At 65.0% G+C, this 1940-nt stretch carries 2 protein-coding genes; one reads left to right on the top strand and one right to left on the bottom strand.

Going from position 1 to position 1940, the window contains the following annotated elements:
- On the bottom strand, nucleotides 1–703 hold a 703-nt coding region (locus ENN83_RS15080), incomplete at its 3' end, for a glycosyltransferase (protein WP_287188361.1).
- 161 nt (nucleotides 704–864) lie between these two features.
- Here ENN83_RS15080 and ENN83_RS15075 point away from each other — a divergent pair.
- Nucleotides 865–1940 (top strand): nucleotide sugar dehydrogenase (locus tag ENN83_RS15075; protein WP_287188359.1); only part of this gene is annotated, 1076 nt, incomplete at its 3' end.

Here is a 1940-nt window from a genome sequence, read left to right as displayed (position 1 = left end):
GATCCGAGCCCATGTAATACTGGCCATAGCCGTGCCGCCGCCGCCCGGCATAGATATTCGTCTGCGACGACCCCATCGGGCGCAGATGCTCGAAGGCAAGCTCCGGGTCACGCCAGCTCACCGCCTTCCAGCCCAGCATGCGGGCCTTGTGGCAGTCGATGCCGTCCCACATCACCTCGCGCACGAAACCGCCGATCTGGCGGAAACAGGCCACCCGCATGAACTTGGACGCGCCGATCGACATCTCGTCGGAAATCTTCTCGCTGATCTGCCGACCCGCCCCGTCCACGTAATAGGTCTTGCCCGAACAGGTGCCGACGCGCGGATCGGCCTCCATCCGGTCCATGAGCCCGGCGAAATAGCCCGCGGGCAGATCCAGATCGAGGTCGAGCTTGCACAGATAGGTGTAGTCATCCAGCGAAACGGCCTCCAGCCCCGCATAGAACGCCTCGATCACGCCGGGGCCCACGGCGCGGTGGCCGCGATCCTCGCGCCGGATCACGGTGATCCAGTCATGGGCCGCGGCATATTCCGCCAGGATCGCGGGGCTTTCATCGGTCGAACCGTCATCGACAATCACCCAGCGCGCCGGGCGCTCGGTCTGGGCCACCACGCTGTCAAGCGTGCGACGCATGAATTTCGCCTCGTTGCGGCCGGGCGAGATCACGACATAGGCGCGGGGGGCAGGGGCGATGCTGGTCATGCGCCGGTTCTGCCCGAACGCAGTCTTTCAGGCAAGCATCCGGTGGCTGTTGTCTCAGAATGTCTACAATCGGTTTGCAAAAGCGGCCCGGAACGGTTTTCTGCGGGAGAAGGCAACAGCCGGACCGCATGAACCCGGCACGTGGTGGAGATTTCGAGAACATGTCATTGATGCGTGCGATCACCGAACGGACCGCCCGGGTGGGCGTGATCGGGCTGGGCTATGTCGGCCTGCCGCTGGCGGTCACCGCCGCGCGCCGCGGCTTTCCGGTCACGGGCTTCGATGTCGATCCGGGCAAGATCGACAAGGTCATGGCAGGGCAAAGCTATATCGACGCGGTCAGCCCGCAGGCGATGCAGGAGGCCTGTGCGAAGGGGATGGACGCGACCGCCGATTTCGCCCGGCTTTCGACCTGCCAGATCATCGTCATCTGCGTGCCGACACCGCTGAACCCGCAGCGCGAGCCGGACCTGTCCTATGTCGAGAAGACCGGGCATGCCATTGCCGCCCATATCCGCCCCGGCACCCTGGTGGTGCTGGAATCGACCACCTGGCCCGGCACCACGGACGAGGTTCTGGGGCCGATCCTGGGGACAAGCGGTCTGACGCTGGGCGAGGAGATCTTCCTGGCCTTCTCGCCCGAGCGCGAGGATCCGGGCAACACCGCGTTCAACACAAGCTCGATCCCCAAGGTGGTGGCGGGGTCGGGGCAGATGGCCGGCGATCTGGTCGAGGCGTTCTATGCCCGCGTCGTGGATCGCACGGTGCGCGTGTCCACGACCCAGACTGCCGAGGCGGTCAAGATCACGGAGAACATCTTTCGCGCGGTCAACATCGCGCTCGTGAACGAACTCAAGCTCGTCTACGACGCGATGGGCATCGATGTCTGGGAGGTGATCGACGGCGCCGCGACCAAGCCCTTCGGCTTCATGCCGTTCTATCCCGGCCCGGGCCTGGGCGGGCACTGCATCCCGATCGACCCGTTCTACCTGACCTGGAAGGCGCGCGAATACGAGGTGCCGACCCGCTTCATCGAACTGGCGGGCGAGATCAACACGCGCATGCCGCATCATGTCATCGACCGGCTGCGCGCCATCGTGGATGCCGAATGCGGCCGGGGCCTGAAGGGGACCGAGATCCTGCTGGTGGGCGTGGCCTACAAGAAGAACGTCTCGGACATGCGCGAAAGCCCGGCGATGAAGCTGATGCAATTGCTTGACGAGGCGGGGGCAAAGGT

It is taken from the genome of Rhodovulum sp. (genome assembly GCF_011048875.1).
In the GTDB taxonomy this organism is placed as follows: domain Bacteria; phylum Pseudomonadota; class Alphaproteobacteria; order Rhodobacterales; family Rhodobacteraceae; genus Rhodovulum; species Rhodovulum tesquicola.
This window is presented reverse-complemented; position numbering and strand designations above follow the sequence as displayed.